We start from the raw sequence: 16,659 nt of genomic DNA, 5'->3' as shown, positions 1-16,659 counted from the left end.
GCATGAACGTTTTAGCGCTTATTTCTTATAAAGTATTTCCCGCACAAATGGGTGGCCAGAAAGGTATTGCGCAGTTTTATGAATACCTTTCTCAATTAGATAATGTTGTTATTGTAGCATCAAAAAACAATCAATTATCCGATATTCCTTTTCCTAAAAAATACAATAACCTGTTTCCGCAAGGCAAAGGTTTGCTGAATATTTTAAAACTGTTTTTTGTTGTAAAGTTGATTCGCAGGGAGAATATTGATGTAATTATTATAGAACATTCTTATTGGGGCTGGTATGGCTATTTGTTGCATTTATTAACACATAAGCCTTTCATTATTCATTCACACAATATTGAAGCAGAAAGGTTTAAAATACAACATCGTAAATATTGGAAAATATATGTCCGATACGAAAAATGGGTGCATCAATTGTGTAACCATAATTTTTTTAAATGCGAAGAAGATGCAGCTTATGCCGTACAAAACTGGAATTTAAATCCATACAAAATAACGCTCATTCGTTATGGCACTGATGTGCAGACACCGCCAACTGACACAGAAAAAAAGGCAGCAAGAAACCAATTACTACAACAATTGAATCTTCCTGCAACAACCTGTTTATTGCTTTTCAACGGAACATTAAACTATGCACCAAATGTTGAAGTTTTAATAGAAATTACGGATACCATTATACCGATATTACGAAAAAATAAATTTAATTTTTGTATTTTTATTTGCGGTAAAATGCTGCCCGATGCATGGTTGCAAAAATTTATGCTATACCCCGAAATCCGCTACTTAGGATTTGTTGAAAATATAACAGCCATCAATGCCGGTGTAGATGCATTGATTCTACCCGGATCAATGGCAACGGGTATTAAAACCAAATTGGTAGAAGCCCTGGCTCAAAATACCACTGTTATTACTACACATAGCGGTGCCAAAGGTATTCCGCAAAACTTTGCGCAAACAAAATTGATTTTGGTACCCGATAATGATCCGGTTGCGTTTGCGAACAGGGTTTTACAATACAACCATTCAACAGATAATACCCCCAATTCTTTTTATAATGAATTTTATTGGGGTAATATTGCACAACAGGCACATACTGTTTTAGAAAACTTACATGGAACCTATCATTAAAATATCTGTAGTAATTTGTACCTATAACCGTGCTGCATACATTGCTGCAGCATTAGAAAGTCTGGTGCAACAAACTTTCAATAAAAATTGGTTTGAAGTAATTGTGGTGAATAACAATTCAACCGATAATACTGAGCAGATTTGTAAAAAGTTTATTGCTGACCATTCGCAATATGCTTTTTATTTTTTAAATGAAACGCAGCAGGGTGCTTCATTTGCACGCAATACGGGTGCCGATTTAGCAAAGGGTAGTTTACTTTGTTTTATGGATGATGACGCCATTGCTGATTCGGATTATCTGGAAAAAATTGTTGATTTTTTTGAAACACATACCGATGCAGGTGGTCTCGGTGGGCGAATTATTCCCAAATATATTCCGGAAGAACCGAAGTGGATGAGTTATTATGTGGCTTCATTGGTAGGAAATTTTGATTATAGCAATAACATTTGCGTTTTTCAGCAGGGAAAATATCCGTTAGAATCAAATATGATTATTAGAACCGCCGATTTTAAAGCCATTGGTGGGTTCAATAAAAACCTGCCCGGTGTTGTGGGTACTATGCGTATTGGTGGAGAAGGTAAAGATTTTTTTTATCGGCTGCAGGCGCTTGGAAAAAAAATTTATTATCATCCCGGCATTATTGTGCATCATGTGGTAGAAGTAAATAAATTAACGAAAAAATACATGTATAGAGTGGCCAGTGGAATTGGCCGTGGCGAAAGAAGAAGGGTTTTGGCTATTAGCCGTTGGGCTTATGTTAAAAAACTGATAGAATATTGTTTTAAGTTAGGCGCAGCCTTTATTTTAGCCATTCAATATACGCTGCAGGGTAATCCCGCAAAGGCATGGCCCGTTATTCAATTTAGAGTGGACGCATTTAAAGGATTACTAAATCAATAATCATGAATTTGAAACCTTTGTTAACCGTAAAATTAAAGGTACCTTATCCAGATGGTTCGGCATTCAGTTTCAACATCCGTCTGAAACAGCTAAGGTACGTAAATGGGTACTGCCCTATTGTGTTGGTAAAGGATGCGATATTGGCTTTGGGGGCGATAAAATAAAAAAAGTAGATTGCGATGGTATTGATTATCCGCAACCTTATGCGCATGCAGGGAAGGATAAAGTAGATATACCTTGTGATGTAATTAAAGATGAAATACCGGTAGCCGATAATACCTATGATTATGTGTACAGCAGTCACTTCATTGAAGATGTACCCGATACAGCGCAGGTTCTTCGAAAATTTATTCGTATTCTCAAAAATGGAGGTAACCTGATTTTGGTTTTCCCCAATCAGGAAAAATATGAAGCCATTTGTAACCGCATTGGGCAACCACTTAACCCCTATCATGTACATAAAGACATGGGATTTGAATTTATGCTGCAACAATTAAAACGCATTCCCAATCTTCAAACCAAATTATTATTCAGCAGCAATTGCGAAATTGATTACAATGTGGTAATGGTGCTGCAAATACACAAACTTTAAGCGTTCGTAATTTTAATGCGCAATGGTAGTAATATTTTATTAACGAATGCCATTATGCCCGTTGATTTTTTAACGGGTTTAGCAAAATAACAAGGCATTTGAATGAATTGTGAATAGCCATTTTGATAAACCAATTGGCGATAATCAGCTAACAAATTTTTAAGAACGGGTAAGTTGCCCAATTGAAAACGGGTTTGATGTTTCGATAAAATTTCGGGTGTTTCAAACTTATAACCACTGATATGCAAAAAAATAAGTGGTTCTGTATCATTAACCCATACTGTATTGTTTCGAATAGAAAGCTTTCTTTCATGTAAATTCCAATAGGCCACATTGTAACCTTTATGCTGCAAAACAGCCACTTTATCAAAAAACAACGGTACTAAGTTTAACCAGTTTTGATCCACCGCCATGCCTTCTGCAAAATTATAATAACATTGATTTTTCAGCCGTTCGGCCCACCATTGTAAAAATGAATGGGTAATAGCATTATTTTTTAAGGCAATAAAACCGGCATTATAAATTCCTGATCTTAATACATCCCGTTCCATCGGCAATGCCTCATCGTTAATAGGCGTAAAAAAATGCGGCGTAATAATAATAGGTGATTGTTCTAAAACTTCTTCAATGATTGATATAGAATGATAGAAAAAAATATCCGCATCTATGTATAATAAAATATCCGGTTTTTTTGAAGCAAATATATACTGCGCCAGAAATGGTTTCATGGCACAATTCAATTCAATTAAAGTGTACTGCCGGCTCATGTTATCAAATTCTGGAACAGCAATTTGTTCCACTTCCATTACTTCATGAGGTAAAAATTCAGCAACAGAAAAACGACCATTTATTCTATCCACCAAACCAATAATTACAGTGTATTCGGGAGCAACCGATAACAAACTATCGGCCATAGTTTTAGCATATGCCAAATGGTTGGCCGAACAAACCGTATAAGCTATTTTTGTTTTAGTCAGCATCATTTACATATAATATTTACAGGCTATCGCCTATTTTTTCAGCCAAAACAATGGTGTTTAAATATAACCGTTGGTTTTTTGGCCAAATGGGCTCCGTGCAAATAAATAATAGATTTAAAAAAGGTACCAGTATTTGTCGTACTATTTTTTTAAACAATTTAAATCGGGAAACTACATAAACTCTATTTAACCAATCGTCGTGTAAATACACCATCAGCATTTGGTGAATGGTAGATAAAGCGTGGCCGTTTTTATCGATGATGATTATTTTGAATCCGTTTTTTTCTAATAATGCCCGAAGCGCAAATTGGGTATATCGGGCATAATCTACCGGAATTTCATGTTCTTCCCATGCAAACGGACAGGTTATTAGCATTTTACCACCGGGCTTTAATACCCGATTAAGTTCCGGCAAAATAGTTTCTAAATTAAAAACATGCTCAAACACTTCTGAACTGAATAAACTGTTAAACTGGTGTGTTTCAAATGGTAGTGTTTTCCCATCATAAAAAAAATCAATTGATTCGTTTTGATGGGTATGCCCGTCACTATTATAATCTACCCCGGTATAGGTTTCAACATGGTTAAATAACGACTCGTAGGGTTTTGCCCCACATCCAAAATCTAATAATTTTCCGGTCAGTTCCTTACTGTACACCTTTATTTTGTTGTACAATCCCTTTCTAATGCAATACAAAGGATGCCGAAATGTGGGGTTAAAATCATTTGAAACCATAGTTCATACCAATAAAGTAACTGCGGCAAGATAAACTGTTTTGCATAAATATATTCTGTCTATTTCGCCTTCTTTGTATTTTGAATACATAAATTTGACGCATTATGTTGCATTCATCAATCGGCAACCACAATTATGGGTAGTATCCGGCATCAAACCATTATTTCGAGCCTTTTAGTGTACATAGGTTTTTTAGTAGGTGCACTGAATACCTATTTTTATGTAACTAATGGTTCATTTACCCCCGAGCAGTTTGGATTAACCCGTATTTTTTTTGATTTTGGGCAAAACATGTACATTTTTTCCAGCTTAGGTATCATTCCGGTTATCTATAAATTTTATCCTTATTACAAAGACAATCTTCCAGCACAAAAAATTGATATTGTTACCTGGGCAATGGGAACTGCATTAGCCGGATTTTTTATTTTATTAATTGTGGGTTTTTATTTTCAGCCGGTTATTGTACATGCCTATCAGCAAAAATCGCCTTTAATTGTAGATTTTTATTATTTAATGTTTCCATTTGCTTTGGGCATGTTATTGTTTTCTGTATTAGAAGCCTATTGCTGGGCCATTCATCAAACCATTATTGCTAATTTTTTGAAAGAAACGGTCATGCGCATGGTTACCACTGTGTTCATTTTGCTGTTTTATTTTAAAATTATCCGTTTCGAAACTTTTATTTGGTTATTTACTTTTTTATATGCGTTTATTTTTGTGGTGTTGGTGTTGTATTTGCGAAAAATAAAACAATTGTATTTGCCCTTGCAAATGAGCCGGGTAACCAAAAAATTTTGGAAAAAAATGATGGGCATGCAGGCATTTATTTTTGGAGGTACCCTCATTAGCTCCATTGCCGCAACCATTGATAGTGTTTTTATTGCGCATTTTCAAGATCTGGTATCGGTGGGTATTTTTGGGTTATCGCAATATGCAGCCAATTTGGTGCAGGTACCGCAACGCAGCATTCAGGCCATAGCCACCGGTTATTTAGCCAAAGCCTGGAAGGATAAAAATTTTAAGGAAATTAACCGAATTTATGTTCGTTCCTGTATCAATTTATTGCTGTTAGCCCTTTTTATATTTGGTAACATTTGGCTGAATGTGGCACAGGGCATGGAGGTGTTGCATGTGCAGGATAAATACAAATCAGGCCTGGGTGTTTTGTTTATTTTGGGTATGGCCAGAATTGTAGATGCCGGCACAGGTGTAAATAATGTAGTTATTAATACATCAACTTACTGGAAGTTTGATTTTAACAGTGGGGTGATTTTATTAACCTTACGTTTACCTTTAACCTGGTTTTTAATTAAACATTACGGCATTATTGGCTCGGCTGTGGGCGAGTTAGCTTCTTACACTATTTACAATTTTATACGGTTTGAATTTTTACGAAGAAAATTCAACATGCAACCTTTTAACAGCAAAACCATTTTGGCCATAGTATTGGGTGTTGGTGCATTTATGGTAAGTTATTTACTGTTTCATCCCATTAATGGCTGGACAGGAATTATACTTCGTTCCGCATTGTTTTCTATTATTTTCTTAGTTGGTATCTTTATTATGAATTTAACACCGGATGCCATGCAGTTATATGAAAAATGGTTTCAAAAAAAATCATCATGATATAAAATATATTTTTTAAGATGCTTAATTTTTTAAAAGGATTGATATATGATTTGATTTTACTACTTGCATTGGCAGGCAGGAGAAAAAAGTCAGATACCCCCAAAGCATTGATTATACGTACTGATGAAATTGGCGATTTTATATTATGGCAATCGTTTATACCTGAATTAACACAGTGTCACTTACTAAAAGGCTATACCATTGAATTTGTGGGCAATACTTCGGTTAGAACACTTTTTAATTTAAAAGGAAAGAATTATTTTTCCAGAGCTATCTGGTTGCACAAGCATGCTTTTAAAACCAATATGTATTATCGTTTTCAATTTTTACGCAATATTTATTTGGAACGATATGATATCGTTATTAATCCTATTTATTCCCGTTCAAAAAGAATTGATGACAGTATTGTAAAAGTTGCAAAAGCCCGTGTAACCATTGGCATGTTCCGCAATAAAGAAAATTATGCAGGGTATGAAAATATTTACGATTTTAAATTGTATAAACAATTAATGCCGGAAATGGACAAGCCTGTTTTTGAATTTTACAGAAACAAAGCATTTACGGAATTTGTAACAGCAACAAAAAGCCTCATCAACAAACCTGAATTTTCTATTGAAAACATTCACTCTGATATTCCGTCAAAACTATTTCATGACTATTTTGTAGTTTTTCCCGGTTCCAGAAGCGCACAGCGTATATGGCCTACTGAAAATTTTGTTGAAGTAAGTAATTATCTATACGAAAAATACAAATGGGTGGCCGTTGTTTGCGGCTCAGGGGCAGACCAACCTTATTGCAAAGCATTTATAGAAGAATACCAACATCCGGTAAAAAATTTAACCAATAAAACCACTCTGCCCGATTTATTGCTGGTATTGAAACAAGCCAAATGTTTATTGTCAGTAGATACCGGCTCCATTCATTTAGCGGCTTTAGTAAATTGCACGGTATTTGGAATTTTTAATGGTTCACAATATGGCCGGTTTGCACCTTATCCAAAAGAAATTGCCAATAATATTATTGCCGTTTATCCGGATATAATTGATGACGCAGTGGCGAAAGGAAATGAAAATGATTTATTGAAATACGAATATGTGGTAAACATTCCGTATGCCAGTGTTACGGTATTAAAAATGATTACAACTATAAAAAAATATTTATAGCAACTTAATTTATTTTCGAAACCAACCAAATATAAATAATATATTTTTACATTATTGTCCGGCAAAACTTAACTTAAAAATAGCTATAATCCTTTGCTGTAAAGAATTACAGGCTAAAAAATGGTTGTTTCAAAATTGGAGGGAGTACCCCATCTTTTGAAATCGGCTGAAATATGTTTCTGTAAAGGGTTTGAACCATTATTTTACAATTTTTGTCGGACAACAATGATATTTTTAATTTAAAAAAATGAAAATAAAACCCATCAAAGCTTTAAAAGTATTTTTTGGTATTGAAGAACAAAAGCAGGCTTATCCCTTAGATTTTGAATCATTTCATCAAAACATCGTTGCTAAAGTAAGACCCTATACAATGACCAGCAATGAACGCTTATATGGATTAATTGAAGCTGTAAAATATATAATACATAATAATATACCCGGCGATTTTGTAGAATGTGGCGTATGGAAAGGAGGCAGCATGATGGCGATAGCTGAAACATTAGTACAATTGGGAATTACTAACCGGCAATTATATTTGTATGATACTTTTACAGGTATGACTGCACCCACTAAAGAAGATCTGGACTCATTGAACCGAGATGCTGCCACCCAATTAAAGCAAGAAGCTGCTAACAAAACCGAAAGTGTTGTTTGGGCATATTCTACTTTAGAAGAAGTAAAAAATAATATTGCCAGCATTCAATATCCATCTGAAAATATACATTTTATTGAAGGTGATATTTTGCAAACAGTTCCTGCAATCATACCGCAACAAATTGCGCTTTTACGTTTAGATACTGATTGGTATGTTTCCACAAAACATGAAATGATTCATTTGTATCCTAAACTCATTCATCTTGGCGTATTAATTATAGATGACTACGGTTTCTGGAAAGGTTCAAGACAGGCAGTAGATGAATATATACAAGAAAATAAAATTCAAATTTTACTCAATCGTATGGATGATACCGGTAGAATTGCAATTAAAAATGCATAGTAACTTTACTTATTTTCCATTCCCAAATGCTTCTTTAATTGAAATAGCCATCGCCCAAATGGAGTTTGCAGTAACAAATACAATACTTTCAAACGAAACTGCCACAATCGGCAGCACACTGAATAGCCAAAGTGTTTTTCATAAATAACTGTGTTTTCATTGAGTGATGCTAAATATTGGGTGGAACTAATACCCGTATCATCAAACAAAGTAATAACCCCATCATAAAATGCATAGGGTTCGCTTTTTATACGGCAAAGCATATCATAATCCATACCAATTTTGTAGTTGATATCATACAGACCGTATCGTTCATACACTTCTTTTTTTACCAACCAGGTGGGATGCGATATACTACGCATGCCTTTGTATAACTGGCTCGCATCAAAAGGCTTACCAACGGTTACCCATTGTTGTGCACGTTTTAAAGTTATTTTGCCACTCATCCATTGTATTTCGGGATGCGCATCCAAAAAACGGTTTACCTCCATTAATACATTTTCATGGGCATACACATCACCTGAATTCAGCAAATGAATAAAACCATTGTGCACCCGGCTAATGCCTTTATTGAATGCATCGGCAATGCCTTTATCGGGTTCATTGATCCATTTTCGGTAAGCGGGCTGCGTTGTTTGTAATAACCAGTCTTGTATATCCGGTGTAGTGGAACCATTAATAATCCAATGTGCAACCGGTTTACAGGTCTGCACATCAACAGCCGCACAGGTTTTTTGCAAAGCCGTTAAGTTATTGTAACAAATGGTTATAATGGTGATGGCTGCCATTGATGCAATGCTTATATTGTGTGAAGTAAAGATAAAAATTGCGCTAATCCTTTTCTCTTCTCATTAGTAAGCAAATAACTAATGTTTGCGGTATAATACTTGTGTAAATCATACACCGGATAATCCATTCCTTCTAACACTTCATGAATATGCAAAACCCCATAACCATTGGCTTTATTGAATGCTTCTATAAATGCTGCATTCAAAGGTTTATTGGCAATCCAGGCTGCAAAAACAAAGGGCAAACCTGTCATTGATTTCCATGCTGCTGCTAAATCGTATACATATGGAGAAATATTGCGTTGTTCCAATGCCCGGTCGCCAATTACTACGCCGGCGGTATTGCCTTTAATCTGTTCTCTGAAATCAATACTGCCATCTATAAAAACGACTTCCTTCTTCCAATAATGCTTCAGCAATACTTTGGCTAAGTTCACCGAAGTGCGGCTTTGATAGTCTAACAGTATATGCGTAACTGATTCAATAGGCTGCTCGCTGAAAATACAAACAGAAGCTACCTCATGCTCAGCACCAATGCAATAATCAGTAATAATGTACGATTCTTTCATTTTGGGCAATACTGCTACGGGAATTAAACCCACATCAATCGTATCATTCAATAACATTTCTGCAATATGGGCGGGATAATCTTCTATTAAATCAATTTGTTGTAATAATGTAGCATTTTGCTTCACTCCAAATAATAAAGGCTTTGTATTTAAATAACTTACAGCGCCAACGCGTATTCTCTTGTCCAATTCTTTTACTTTTGCATGCAAAGAAAAGAAAATTCGGCGGTTTCATTTGTTTATGTAAGTGATGGATTAATTTTTTAGTGATTTCTTTCAACACAGTATGGCAGCAATTGAAACCAAATTTTATTCATGTAATGAAACCAAATTGTAATGGAATTAAACACTTTGACAGCTCTCTCGCCCATTGATGGCCGTTATAGAAAACAAACGGCTCATTTAGATATCTATTTTTCGGAATACGCTTTAATGAAGTACAGGGTAAGGGTTGAAGTTGCTTATTTTATTTTTTTGGCAGAAAAACGATTTTTTAAACTACCGGCTGCATTACAAAAAAAATTATTGGAAATAGCGGATAATCTTAGTCTGGCCGATGCCCATCATATTAAAGAAATAGAGGCCATTACCAACCACGATGTAAAAGCGATAGAATATTTTTTAAAAGAATATATTGAAAAAGCAGGTGGAGCAGCCATTAAAGAATGGGTACATTTTGGTTTAACCTCACAGGATATTAATAATACTGCCATTCCATTGAGTTGGAAAGAATATATTGAACAGGAATATTTGCCCGAATTAATTCACCTGAAACAACAAATAGTTGTGCTGGCTAAACAATGGAAAAAAGTACCCATGCTAGCACGTACACACGGCCAGCCTGCTTCGCCTACAATTTTAGGAAAAGAATTCATGGTTTTTGCCGAGCGTTTAGAACATCAAGTTGCCTCGCTTGCTACCATTCCGTTTACTGCAAAATTTGGCGGTGCTACCGGGAATTTTAATGCCCACGTAGTAGCCTTTCCGAAGAAGAACTGGATACAATTGGGGAATGAATTTGTGGAAAAAAAATTGGGTTTACAAAGGCAACAGTTTACCACACAAATTGAACATTATGATGATTTGGCAGCACATTTAGATGCTATGCAACGCATTAATACCATATTGATTGATTTATGTAGGGATATATGGACTTACATTAGTCAGGATTATTTTAAGCAAAAAACAAAGCAGGGAGAAGTAGGCTCATCGGCCATGCCACATAAAGTAAACCCGATTGATTTTGAAAATGCAGAAGGTAATTTAGGAATAGCCAACGCATTAGCGGCACATATAGCAGCCAAACTGCCGGTTTCAAGGCTGCAACGCGATTTAACCGACTCTACTGTATTACGCAATTTAGGCATTCCGGCAGCCCATACCTGCATTGCTTTCCAATCCATTCTGAAAGGCATCAGCAAATTGGTATTAAATGAAGCCAAAATACAATCAGATTTAGACAATAACTGGGCGGTAGTTGCTGAAGCCATTCAAACTATTTTGCGCCGAGAGAATTATCCCAATCCGTATGAATCACTTAAAGAACTTACCAGAGGCAAAGAAGGTATTACAAAAAATACGTTGCATCATTTTATTGATGGTTTAAAAATTAGTGCAACCCTAAAAAAAGAACTGAAAGCTATTACACCGCATAATTATACCGGTGTATCAGCTCCGTATTAAAAAAGATGGAAGTAATTAATTTTAAAAAGCCTGCTCAAAATTGAATTGAGCAGGCTTTTTGATGATATATGTTTAAAAAATAATTTAATCTAATTTCAAAACGGCTAAAAAGGCTTCCTGAGGCACTTCCACATTACCTATTTGTCGCATACGTTTTTTCCCTTCCTTTTGTTTTTCCAATAATTTACGTTTACGGCTAATATCGCCACCATAGCATTTTGCAGTAACATCTTTTCGCATGGCCGAAATGGTTTCACGTGCAATTACTTTAGCGCCAATAGCAGCCTGTATGGCAATTTGAAATTGTTGACGGGGCAGTAATTCTTTTAACTTTTCACACAATTTACGGCCAAAATCCTGCGCTCTGCTTCTATGAATCAAAGCACTTAAAGCATCCACTTTGTCATTATTCAACAAAATATCCATCTTCACAATATCAGCTTCTCTATACCCGATAGGCGAATAATCGAAAGAGGCATACCCACGGGTACTGCTTTTTAATTTGTCGTAAAAATCAAATACAATTTCTGTAAGTGGCATTTCAAAAATTAATTCTACCCTTGTTGGGGTTAAATACGACTGATTAATGAGAATACCCCGTTTGCCCAAACAAAGTGTCATAATATTGCCAATATAATCCGGCAGTGTAATAATTTGTGCTTTGATAAATGGTTCTTCAATCCTGTCTAAACGCGTAGGATCGGGCATTTCATAAGGATTATTCACTATAATTTTATCGCCTTTTGAAGTATAGGCATGAAAACTAACGTTGGGAACTGTGGTAATAACGGTTTGATTAAATTCTCTTTCTAAGCGCTCCTGAATAATTTCCATGTGCAGCAAACCTAAAAATCCGCATCTAAACCCAAAACCTAAGGCTTTAGAAGTTTCTAATTCAAATGTAAGGGATGCATCATTCAGTTGTAACTTATCCATACATTCCCGCAATTCTTCAAAATCATCTGTATTTACAGGATAAATGCCGGCAAATACCATTGGCTTCACTTCTTCAAAACCCTGAATCATGGTTCCGGGATTAGCGGCTAAGGTAATGGTATCACCCACTTTCACTTCTTTAGCATTTTTAATTCCGGTAATAATATAACCCACATCTCCGGCACGGAGCTCCTCTTTAGGTGTCATGGTTAATTTCAGTACACCCACCTCATCTGCAAAATAATCCTGACCGGTTGATACGAACTGAATTTTATCACCTTTTCGCAGTGTACCATTCATAATTCTGAAGTACACAATAATGCCTCTGAAACTATTGAAAACACTATCAAAAATCAGCGCCTGCAATGGTGCATCCACATCTCCTTTCGGAGCAGGAATACGCTCAATAATGGCCTGAAGAATTTCAGTAATGCCAATGCCCGATTTGCCGCTGGCCAATAAAATTTCTTCGGGCTTACAGCCAATTAAATCTACAATCTGATCAGTTACTTCCGGAATCATGGCCCCATCCATATCAATTTTATTGATAACAGGAATAATTTCCAAATCATTATCAATGGCCAGATACAGGTTACTGATGGTTTGAGCCTGTATGCCTTGTGATGCATCTACCAACAATAAAGCACCTTCACAGGCTGCCAATGCACGACTTACTTCATAACTAAAATCAACGTGGCCGGGTGTATCAATCAGGTTTAAAATGTATTCTTCTCCTTTGTACGGATAATTAATTTGAATAGCATGACTTTTAATGGTAATGCCTTTTTCGCGTTCCAAATCCATATCATCCAATACCTGATCCATCATATCTCTGGAGCCGATGGTCTTGGTTTCTTCCAATAATCGATCCGCCAGCGTACTTTTTCCGTGGTCAATATGTGCTATAATGCAAAAGTTTCTAATATTTTTCATACAAATGCAAAGATATAAGGATAGCTGTCAAGTAGACGGTGGTGGGGAATTTTTGCGAATAATTTATCCATTTTTGTGTAGCAGTAAAGGGGGGTATAGATTCAGAATAAGCCGGGCAATGACGGGAGCAGCAAATACTTTAGCAGCAGCCTGTGCAATTTCGGCCCGGTTGTATTGATGGTATTGCTGCATCATCCTGATACAGGCTGCAACCAGTGCCTGCTCATCACCGGGTGCAACAACGATTCCATTGCCTGCATGAATGGGTTCTGCAGCGCCACCGGCATTGGAAGTAATAACCGGTAAACCGCAACACAGTGCTTCGGCAATTACACAGGGTGCATTTTCCTGCCAACTGAACAATACCATTGCAGATGCTTGTTGCATAACAGCAGCCACATCCTCATGTTGCAATTCTCCTGTAAATTCTATGTATTCAGATAATTTTTTTTCTACAATCAGTCTTTCAATTTCAGGAGTTACCGGCCCTACCAACACTAATTTCCATTGCGCATGATAATATATCAATTGCTGAAATGCGTTTAGCAATCCGTGAATGTTTTTCTGTGACAAAAAAGAAGATACATGTAAAAAAGTAAACACATGATTAGCAATATCGGGTTGATAATAAAACTTTTCAGTATCGGCTAAATTAGGAATAACGCTAACCCGCTGTAAATGGAAAAATTTTTTTAAACGAAAAGCAATAGTTTGTGAAACATTGGTAACCAAGGCTGCTTCTTTTAAAACAGATTGTACAGCTTTTCTGAACCAGAAAGGCCTGTTTTGAAAAGCATCCATTGCAGTGGCGGCATACATGGAAGCATGTTCAGAAACAATATAAGGTATGTCATTTTTTTTGCACCAGCTACGTGCTACCATTCCTGCCCTGATGGGTGCATGTACATGAAGTAAATCGGGCAATCCAAACGCTGCAACATATTTTTTAAGTATGGCCTTGTAACAATGTAAGTAGGCAAAATGATATAAAAGGGTATTGAGTTTTTTGAATCGGGTTGGTGTATAGTTAAAATAAACAATCCATTCTTCCAGGCCATCAATTTTTGTACGTTCCCATTTAGCATGTGTTTTAAACCTGCTGCCTGCCTGCACCACATGAATCACTACCAAAGGCATAAAAGCAGCAACGGCTTTGGCATTGCGTTGAATAAAATCGCCATTTTTAGGTTCTAATTCATCAGGATACCAACTGGCCAACCACAATACCTTCATATTATTCTTATTTTGAATGGAATAATGCCTGAATAAAACGACAATCTGATTTTTTCAGGGAAAACAAATCAATAGAAAGCGATGGCGGCATTTTTTTGTACTGATACAATGCCCATAAAGCAGCCACTATGTAAGACAAGGTACTTACCAACGCTGCCCAAAAAATAGTATAAAAAGGTATAATCAAAATATTTCCTGCAATAGTAGTTACAGCAGCCAAAGCTGCTCCTACTATATTGATGCGAACGCGATTCATTCCACCAAAATAAGCAGAAAGCAAGTTTAAACAAGATAGAAAAAATAAACCCGGAATGAACAGCAACAATACTTTGTGGATATTATTGAAGCTGGAACCAAAAAGATGCGTAAAAATAAATTGTCCGCCCGCTGCCACTACAATAAACAGTATCGAAAACATTAAGAAAAAAAACTTCATGAATGCGGCTAACCATTCATTCATTTGTTGGGTAGCGCCGCCATTGGCTGTTGTATTAAAAATTACCGGAGCAATGAATTGTGGAAGCAGGATAAACATTTGTGCTAATCTGGCTGCCTGAATGTAATTGCCTGCATCATTAGCGGTGGTGTATTGATGCACAAACCAATAGTCTAACCGATACACTATAAAAAACAACACATTGGCCCACAATGCTTTCATCGCATATTGGTACACCTGCTTAAAAGATGAATGCATGGAACCGTTTTCCGTTTTCCATTTTACTTGTTGCATAAACACCAGCAAAACAACCACTCCATTCAAAAAAATAAAATAAAAATATGTTTTAAATAGAATTGCTATAGCAAAGTTTTTTCGATATTCAACCCACAAAATAAACACTAACAAAACGTTCAGTATGGCCTGTACTAAATTGGGTTTCAGATATTGCTTTCCGGCATACAATGTGGCTAAAAAAAAGTTAGTAAGCAATGTGCCGGAAACAAACAGATACAAACCTGTATTAAAACCATTGGTGAGCCTTGCAAAGAAAGTTGGAAACAATAACTGAACCATCAACAATACCATTAAAAGCACAATAATTTGGAACAAAGCCATTGTTATAGCGTGTTTAGCTCCTAATTTTTCTCCTGCATAATAATAACCCAAAGCACTTTCTAAACTCATCCCTCCTATTAAAACAATCAGTGCAAAAATAGCCGAAGCGTACAAAAGCATTCCGGTGGCAGCGGCATTGGTAAAACTGGCAATGGCAACATTTACCAATAAAGCACTTAGCACATAGATGCTTCTTGCCAAAATTTGTTGTTGTACATTCTTTTTTAAACTTATCAAAGCAAACATTTTTAGGCTAATTAAAAATAGCAGCTGCAAACCTGCAATCAAATATAATATGGGTCTATCAACCATCAACAATACAATTAAAATACTTTATTTTCGATGCAGCAACCAATGATATATGCCTTTTATCAAGCACATTAATAAAAAAGCAAAAAACGAAACAGAAACCGGTTTAAGCACTGTAAGTAGTTTGGTGGGCGGTCGGTTATTGAATCGCGATGGCACCCCAAACATTCAGGTAAAAGGAATGCGTTTTTTTGAAAGGTTAAATGTATATCATGCACTCCTATCGATGTCTATATGGAAGTTTTTACTGATTATTGTATTGTTTTTTATTACTATAAATATTTTATTTGCGGGTATTTATTTAGGGATAGGTTTAGATCATTTAGGAGGTATTGAAACCACTACGGCAGCAGAAAAGTTTGGAGAGGCCTTCTTTTTCAGTGCCCAAACATTTACAACAGTTGGGTATGGAAGAATAAGCCCCATTGGCTTTATGGCCAGTTTTGTTGCTTCATTAGAAGCCTTATTCGGGCTTTTGAGTTTTGCCATAGCAACCGGGTTAATGTATGGTCGATTTGCCAGGCCCAAAGCTTACATTCAATACAGTAAAAATGCTTTGTTTGTTCCTTTCAAAGATGGCGTGGCTTTGATGGTTAGATTGGTGCCTTATACAAAAAATTATTTGGTAAATGTAGAAGCCCGTTTTACTATTTCTTTAAAAATTATGGAAGATGGTGTGATGAAAAATAGATTTTTCAGTGCCGCATTGGATATTTCAAAAGCTTCTACCTTAATGTCGAACTGGACGCTGGTGCATCCCATTCAACAAGATAGTCCGCTTTATGGCCTCACAAAAGCAGATATAGCTACAGCAGAAACTGAATTGCTGGTGTTTTTAGAAGGATTTGATGAAAGTTTTTCATCAACCGTTGTTTCAAGAACTTCGTATACCTATCGTGAATTTATTTATGGCGCCAAGTTCGTTCCCATGTATCATCCTTCGGAAGATGGTTCCACTACCATTTTGTATTTAGATAAACTAAATGCGTATGAACCCGCCCCCCTTCCTGTTTCCATGTAACA

15 protein-coding genes are annotated in these 16,659 nt (G+C 36.1%); 8 read left to right on the top strand and 7 right to left on the bottom strand.

What is annotated here, in order from left to right; all coding sequences use genetic code 11:
• The first annotated feature begins 2 nt into the window (after positions 1–2).
• From AC3QLY_RS13185 to AC3QLY_RS13175, 3 genes are read left to right on the top strand one after another with little or no spacing between them, the layout of a single operon-like run.
• Entirely contained in the window at positions 3–1,133 is a 1,131-nt protein-coding gene (locus AC3QLY_RS13185; protein ID WP_492989858.1) for a glycosyltransferase family 4 protein, read from the top strand.
• Positions 1,117–2,034 carry a glycosyltransferase family 2 protein gene (locus tag AC3QLY_RS13180; RefSeq protein ID WP_492989857.1) on the top strand — a complete coding sequence of 306 codons (918 nt, stop codon included), beginning with the start codon at positions 1,117–1,119 and terminating at the stop codon, positions 2,032–2,034. The genes AC3QLY_RS13185 and AC3QLY_RS13180 overlap by 17 nt, the downstream gene beginning before the upstream one ends.
• The gene (locus AC3QLY_RS13175) at positions 2,027–2,626 is read left to right on the top strand and encodes a class I SAM-dependent methyltransferase (protein WP_353850248.1); all 600 of its coding nucleotides are present in this window, start codon (positions 2,027–2,029) and stop codon (positions 2,624–2,626) included. The genes AC3QLY_RS13180 and AC3QLY_RS13175 overlap by 8 nt, the downstream gene beginning before the upstream one ends.
• On the opposite strand, the gene AC3QLY_RS13170 is transcribed toward AC3QLY_RS13175, so the two are convergent.
• Positions 2,623–3,609 (bottom strand): glycosyltransferase family protein, encoded by a 987-nt coding sequence (locus AC3QLY_RS13170; protein ID WP_492989856.1) that lies wholly within the window; start codon positions 3,607–3,609, stop codon positions 2,623–2,625. The genes AC3QLY_RS13175 and AC3QLY_RS13170 overlap by 4 nt on opposite strands.
• A gap of 13 nt (positions 3,610–3,622) precedes the next feature.
• Positions 3,623–4,342 carry a class I SAM-dependent methyltransferase gene (locus AC3QLY_RS13165; protein ID WP_074420030.1) on the bottom strand — a complete coding sequence of 240 codons (720 nt, stop codon included), beginning with the start codon at positions 4,340–4,342 and terminating at the stop codon, positions 3,623–3,625.
• 135 nt (positions 4,343–4,477) lie between these two features.
• Between AC3QLY_RS13165 and AC3QLY_RS13160 the strand changes: the two genes are divergently transcribed.
• The 3 genes from AC3QLY_RS13160 to AC3QLY_RS13150 all read left to right on the top strand — a co-directional run bounded on the left by AC3QLY_RS13160 (position 4,478) and on the right by AC3QLY_RS13150 (position 8,131).
• Positions 4,478–5,968 (top strand): lipopolysaccharide biosynthesis protein, encoded by a 1,491-nt coding sequence (locus AC3QLY_RS13160; RefSeq protein ID WP_288095495.1) that lies wholly within the window; start codon positions 4,478–4,480, stop codon positions 5,966–5,968.
• Positions 5,969–5,988: 20 nt separating this feature from the next.
• Positions 5,989–7,134: a glycosyltransferase family 9 protein gene (locus AC3QLY_RS13155; protein WP_218330443.1), complete on the top strand. Its 1,146-nt coding sequence runs from the start codon at positions 5,989–5,991 to the stop codon at positions 7,132–7,134.
• A 247-nt stretch (positions 7,135–7,381) separates the two neighbouring features.
• On the top strand, positions 7,382–8,131 hold the full coding sequence (locus AC3QLY_RS13150; RefSeq protein WP_074420033.1) for a TylF/MycF/NovP-related O-methyltransferase: 750 nt from the start codon (positions 7,382–7,384) through the stop codon (positions 8,129–8,131).
• Positions 8,132–8,136: 5 nt separating this feature from the next.
• Here AC3QLY_RS13150 and AC3QLY_RS13145 read toward each other — a convergent pair whose 3' ends face one another.
• Together AC3QLY_RS13145 and AC3QLY_RS13140 are read right to left on the bottom strand one after the other, a co-directional pair.
• Positions 8,137–8,919: a glycosyltransferase gene (locus AC3QLY_RS13145; protein ID WP_218331326.1), complete on the bottom strand. Its 783-nt coding sequence runs from the start codon at positions 8,917–8,919 to the stop codon at positions 8,137–8,139.
• 11 nt (positions 8,920–8,930) lie between these two features.
• Entirely contained in the window at positions 8,931–9,677 is a 747-nt protein-coding gene (locus tag AC3QLY_RS13140; protein ID WP_218331327.1) for a menaquinone biosynthetic enzyme MqnA/MqnD family protein, read from the bottom strand.
• A gap of 147 nt (positions 9,678–9,824) precedes the next feature.
• Between AC3QLY_RS13140 and purB the strand changes: the two genes are divergently transcribed.
• Entirely contained in the window at positions 9,825–11,171 is a 1,347-nt protein-coding gene (gene purB, locus AC3QLY_RS13135) for an adenylosuccinate lyase (protein WP_218331328.1), read from the top strand.
• Positions 11,172–11,255: 84 nt separating this feature from the next.
• Here purB and lepA read toward each other — a convergent pair whose 3' ends face one another.
• From lepA to AC3QLY_RS13120, 3 genes are all read right to left on the bottom strand, one after another.
• A complete protein-coding gene (gene lepA / locus AC3QLY_RS13130) occupies positions 11,256–13,040 on the bottom strand; it encodes a translation elongation factor 4 (protein ID WP_074420036.1) in 1,785 nt (594 codons plus the stop codon).
• Between the two features lie 63 nt (positions 13,041–13,103).
• Positions 13,104–14,273 (bottom strand): glycosyltransferase, encoded by a 1,170-nt coding sequence (locus AC3QLY_RS13125; RefSeq protein WP_218331329.1) that lies wholly within the window; start codon positions 14,271–14,273, stop codon positions 13,104–13,106.
• 7 nt (positions 14,274–14,280) lie between these two features.
• A complete protein-coding gene (locus tag AC3QLY_RS13120; RefSeq protein WP_492989855.1) occupies positions 14,281–15,573 on the bottom strand; it encodes an MATE family efflux transporter in 1,293 nt (430 codons plus the stop codon).
• Positions 15,574–15,688: 115 nt separating this feature from the next.
• On the opposite strand from AC3QLY_RS13120, the gene AC3QLY_RS13115 reads away from it, so the two are divergent.
• Positions 15,689–16,657 (top strand): ion channel, encoded by a 969-nt coding sequence (locus AC3QLY_RS13115; protein WP_074417730.1) that lies wholly within the window; start codon positions 15,689–15,691, stop codon positions 16,655–16,657.
• The last annotated feature ends 2 nt before the right edge of the window (positions 16,658–16,659 follow it).

This window comes from Hydrotalea sp. GW822-HT8A01 (assembly GCF_058798575.1).
The sequence above is the reverse complement of the archived record's forward strand: the minus strand, read 5'-3'. Positions and strand labels throughout refer to the sequence as shown.

Coding starts and splice junctions, on each gene's coding strand:
- AC3QLY_RS13185 (WP_492989858.1), top strand. CDS start 3: ATGAACGTTTTAGCGCTTATTTCTTATAAAGTATTTCCCGCACAAATG.
- AC3QLY_RS13155 (WP_218330443.1), top strand. CDS start 5,989: ATGCTTAATTTTTTAAAAGGATTGATATATGATTTGATTTTACTACTT.
- AC3QLY_RS13120 (WP_492989855.1), bottom strand. CDS start 15,573: ATGTTTGCTTTGATAAGTTTAAAAAAGAATGTACAACAACAAATTTTG.
- AC3QLY_RS13145 (WP_218331326.1), bottom strand. CDS start 8,919: ATGGCAGCCATCACCATTATAACCATTTGTTACAATAACTTAACGGCT.
- AC3QLY_RS13160 (WP_288095495.1), top strand. CDS start 4,478: ATGGGTAGTATCCGGCATCAAACCATTATTTCGAGCCTTTTAGTGTAC.
- AC3QLY_RS13165 (WP_074420030.1), bottom strand. CDS start 4,342: ATGGTTTCAAATGATTTTAACCCCACATTTCGGCATCCTTTGTATTGC.
- lepA (WP_074420036.1), bottom strand. CDS start 13,040: ATGAAAAATATTAGAAACTTTTGCATTATAGCACATATTGACCACGGA.
- AC3QLY_RS13170 (WP_492989856.1), bottom strand. CDS start 3,609: ATGATGCTGACTAAAACAAAAATAGCTTATACGGTTTGTTCGGCCAAC.
- AC3QLY_RS13150 (WP_074420033.1), top strand. CDS start 7,382: ATGAAAATAAAACCCATCAAAGCTTTAAAAGTATTTTTTGGTATTGAA.
- AC3QLY_RS13125 (WP_218331329.1), bottom strand. CDS start 14,273: ATGAAGGTATTGTGGTTGGCCAGTTGGTATCCTGATGAATTAGAACCT.
- purB (WP_218331328.1), top strand. CDS start 9,825: ATGGAATTAAACACTTTGACAGCTCTCTCGCCCATTGATGGCCGTTAT.
- AC3QLY_RS13115 (WP_074417730.1), top strand. CDS start 15,689: ATGCCTTTTATCAAGCACATTAATAAAAAAGCAAAAAACGAAACAGAA.
- AC3QLY_RS13180 (WP_492989857.1), top strand. CDS start 1,117: ATGGAACCTATCATTAAAATATCTGTAGTAATTTGTACCTATAACCGT.